This is a genomic window from uncultured Streptococcus sp., assembly GCF_938036805.1.
In the GTDB taxonomy this organism is placed as follows: Bacteria; Bacillota; Bacilli; order Lactobacillales; family Streptococcaceae; genus Streptococcus.
In genome coordinates this window covers 1-3,679 of sequence record NZ_CALHWC010000040.1, presented here as the reverse complement: position 1 = coordinate 3,679, position 3,679 = coordinate 1, and the positions used below count along the sequence as shown (strand labels likewise).

5 protein-coding genes are annotated in these 3,679 nt (G+C 41.0%); all 5 read left to right on the top strand.

The features are described from left to right. Positions 1 to 414: phosphoglycerate kinase (gene pgk / locus Q0191_RS01795; protein ID WP_297663278.1), on the top strand; the 414-nt coding region annotated here is incomplete at its 5' end. 431 nt (positions 415 to 845) lie between these two features. After that, on the top strand, positions 846 to 1,370 hold the full coding sequence (locus Q0191_RS01790) for an aromatic acid exporter family protein (RefSeq protein ID WP_005591664.1): 525 nt from the start codon (positions 846 to 848) through the stop codon (positions 1,368 to 1,370). Between the two features lie 75 nt (positions 1,371 to 1,445). After that, positions 1,446 to 1,811 carry a MerR family transcriptional regulator gene (locus Q0191_RS01785; RefSeq protein WP_005591665.1) on the top strand — a complete coding sequence of 122 codons (366 nt, stop codon included), beginning with the start codon at positions 1,446 to 1,448 and terminating at the stop codon, positions 1,809 to 1,811. A gap of 30 nt (positions 1,812 to 1,841) precedes the next feature. Beyond that, positions 1,842 to 3,188 (top strand): type I glutamate--ammonia ligase, encoded by a 1,347-nt coding sequence (gene glnA, locus Q0191_RS01780; RefSeq protein ID WP_005591666.1) that lies wholly within the window; start codon positions 1,842 to 1,844, stop codon positions 3,186 to 3,188. A 184-nt stretch (positions 3,189 to 3,372) separates the two neighbouring features. Beyond that, positions 3,373 to 3,679: phosphoribosylaminoimidazolesuccinocarboxamide synthase (locus tag Q0191_RS01775; protein WP_297663274.1), on the top strand; the 307-nt coding region annotated here is incomplete at its 3' end.

Below are 3,679 nucleotides of genomic sequence, written 5' to 3'. Positions count from 1 at the left end.
GGCAAATTGATCTTGCCAGTTGACTCAAAAGAAGCAAACGCATTTGCAGACTACACTGAAGTGAAAGATACTGAAGGTGAAGCAGTAGATCCAGGCTTCCTTGGTTTGGATATCGGTCCTAAATCTATCGCTAAATTCGACGAAGCCTTGACTGGTGCGAAAACAGTTGTATGGAACGGACCAATGGGTGTATTTGAAAACCCAGACTTCCAAGCTGGTACAATCGGTGTCATGGACGCTATCGTGAAACAACCAGGCGTGAAATCAATCATCGGTGGTGGTGACTCAGCTGCCGCAGCCATCAACCTTGGTCGTGCAGACAAGTTCTCATGGATTTCTACTGGTGGTGGAGCATCAATGGAACTTCTTGAAGGTAAAGTATTGCCAGGTTTGGCTGCACTTACAGAAAAATAATTTCAGCCCGTTAGTCTCTACAAAATCCTGATTTTGTAGAAAAAGGAACAAAACTGAAACGTTAACAAAAAGGTGGCTATGTCACCTTTTTGTGTTAGTGGAGGTATTTGTGACGCGGTGGTGGTGCCTCAATGGAACTCCTTGAAGGTAAAGTTCTTCCAGGGCTTGCAGCTTTGACTGAAAAATAATCTTTGAAACGGAAAGAGTTGGGAAACCAACTCTTTTTCTTTTGTACGCGTAGGCTTCTGAGGAAATGGGATTTTGACTTCTATTTTCCTAGCGAGTAATCAATAATGGGAAATATAGTTAGAAATACAGTAGAAGCTGGCTATGCATTCTTGTAGGATACAAACAATAAACTCGATGGACAGAGCCTTTTTGTTGAAAAATATGTTAGAATAGAGATAGTTTACTTTTAAAAGGGAAAAGGCATGAGCTATTTTAGTAAGTACAAATTTGATAAATCAAAGTTTCGCTTAGGCATGAGGACGATGAAAACAGGGATAGCAGTCTTTATTGTCCTACTCATTTTTGGTATGTTTGGCTGGAAGGGGCTCCAAATTGGGGCTTTGACAGCGGTGTTTAGCCTGCGAGAAGATTTTGATAAAAGTGTTCATTTCGGAACTTCTCGTATTTTAGGAAATAGTGTCGGGGGCTTTTATGCTTTGCTATTCTATCTGTTGGGAAATTTATTGAACGGCCAATTTTGGGTGACTTTGGTATTTGTGCCAATCTGTACGATGCTGACGATCATGACCAATGTTGCTATGAACAATAAGGCTGGGGTGATTGGTGGTGTTTCAGCTATGCTGATTATCACTCTCTCCATTAGTCCGGAAGATACTATTTTATACGTTTTTGCTAGAGTTTTTGAAACCTTTATGGGTGTCTTTGTCGCAATAGTGGTAAATTCGGATGTGGATAGAATTAAGAATTTCTTTAAGTCTATAAATTAAATGTGTAAGAAAATCTCACATTGATTGTTGACATACAAAAAAAAATAGTTATAATAGTGCATAGAGAGGAAAAAAATGAAGGAAAAAGAGTTTCGCCGAAATATGGCAGTCTTTCCCATAGGTAGCGTTATGAAGTTGACGGACTTATCTGCCCGTCAGATTCGGTATTATGAGGAGCAAAACCTCATCACTCCCCTTCGGAATGAGGGCAATCGCCGAATGTATTCCCTGAATGATATGGACCGACTTTTGGAAATTAAGGATTATATTTCTGAAGGTTATAATATCGCTGCTATCAAAAAGAAATATGCTGAGCGTGAAGCTAAATCCCACAAAACGATTAGCGAAAAGGAAGTCCGTCGGGCTCTCCACAATGATATTTTACAGCAAGGTCGTTTTGGCTCTTCTCTGCCAACCTTTGGTCACATGCGTCGACCATAAACTATTTTTTAAAACTATAAGGAGTTACCCATGCCCATTACAGCAGCTGATATTCGTCGCGAAGTAAAAGAAAAAAACGTCACTTTTATCCGTCTTATGTTCTCTGATATTTTGGGAACCATGAAAAACGTTGAAATTCCAGCAACGGATGAGCAGCTTGAAAAGGTCTTATCAAATAAGGCTATGTTTGACGGTTCGTCTATCGAGGGATTTGTTCGGATTAATGAATCTGATATGTATCTTTATCCTGATTTGGATACTTGGACAGTTTTTCCTTGGGGAGATGAGAATGGCAGTGTAGCAGGCTTGATCTGTGATGTTTATACGACAGAACATGTTCCCTTTGCAGGAGATCCCCGTAGCAACCTTAAGCGAGCTCTCAAACATATGGAAGCACTGGGCTTCAAGTCTTTCAATCTTGGTCCTGAGCCAGAATTTTTCCTTTTCAAATTGGATGAAAATGGCGATCCGACACTGGAAGTGAATGACAAGGGTGGCTACTTTGACTTGGCGCCGACAGACTTGGCAGACAATACTCGTCGAGAAATTGTCAATGTTTTGACTAAGATGGGCTTTGAAGTGGAAGCGAGTCACCATGAGGTGGCAGTTGGTCAGCACGAGATTGACTTTAAGTATGATGAAGTGCTTCGCGCTTGTGATAAAATTCAGATTTTCAAATTGGTGGTGAAAACCATCGCTCGTAAGCACGGTCTTTATGCGACTTTCATGGCTAAGCCCAAGTTTGGTATTGCTGGTTCTGGTATGCACTGCAATATGTCCCTCTTTGACCAAGATGGAAATAATGCATTTTATGATCCAGAGGATCCAAAAGGAATGCAGTTGTCTGAGACAGCCTACTATTTCTTGGGTGGTTTGATTAAGCATGCCTATAATTATACGGCTATCATGAATCCGACGGTCAACTCTTATAAACGTTTGGTGCCTGGCTTTGAAGCACCGGTTTACATCGCTTGGGCTGGTCAAAATCGCTCGCCTTTGGTTCGAGTACCGGCATCGCGCGGCATGGGAACGCGCTTGGAGTTGCGTTCAGTAGACCCTATGGCTAATCCTTATATCGCTATGGCAGTGCTCCTAGAAGTGGGACTGCATGGAGTGGAAAATAAAATCGAAGCGCCAGCTCCAATCGAGGAAAATATCTACGTGATGACAGCTGAGGAGCGCAAGGAAGCCGGTATTACAGACCTGCCATCTACTCTCCACAATGCCCTTAAGGCTTTAACTGAAGATGAGGTCGTCAAGGCAGCTTTGGGTAACCATATTTACACTAGCTTTGTTGAAGCCAAGCGGATTGAATGGGCTAGCTATGCGACCTTCGTTTCCCAATGGGAAATTGATAATTATTTGGACTTATATTAATGAATTCTAGAACAGGGCTTGAAAAAGTCCTGTTTTTGTATGGAAACAAGATATTTTCAGTTTTTAACTGTTGTATCTCCAATCTTTTTCATGCTTTTGTATCCAGAATGTACGGGAAAAACTTGTAAAATATATTTAAAAGTGATACACTTAAAGCACAAAAACACGAAAGGCGAATAATAAAATGTCAAACAAGTTGTTATATTCGGGAAAAGCAAAGGATATTTTTGCGACAGAAGATGAGCAGGTGATTTTGTCCCGCTACAAGGATCAGGCGACTGCTTTTAACGGTGTCAAAAAGGAGCAAATTGCAGGTAAGGGAGTTTTGAATAATCAGATTTCAGCCTTTATCTTTGAAAAGTTGAATGCTGCCGGTGTAGCAACGCATTTTATCGAGAAAATCTCAGATACAGATCAGCTCAATAAAAAAGTTGACATTATTCCTTTGGAAGTTGTGCTCCGCAACTACACAGCTGGTTCCTTTTCAAAAC

What these genes read in the sequence shown, in the direction of transcription:
- Q0191_RS01790 (WP_005591664.1), top strand. Translation starts at nt 846, where the DNA reads ATGAGCTATTTTAGTAAGTACAAATTTGATAAATCAAAGTTTCGCTTA.
- Q0191_RS01785 (WP_005591665.1), top strand. Translation starts at nt 1,446, where the DNA reads ATGAAGGAAAAAGAGTTTCGCCGAAATATGGCAGTCTTTCCCATAGGT.
- glnA (WP_005591666.1), top strand. Translation starts at nt 1,842, where the DNA reads ATGCCCATTACAGCAGCTGATATTCGTCGCGAAGTAAAAGAAAAAAAC.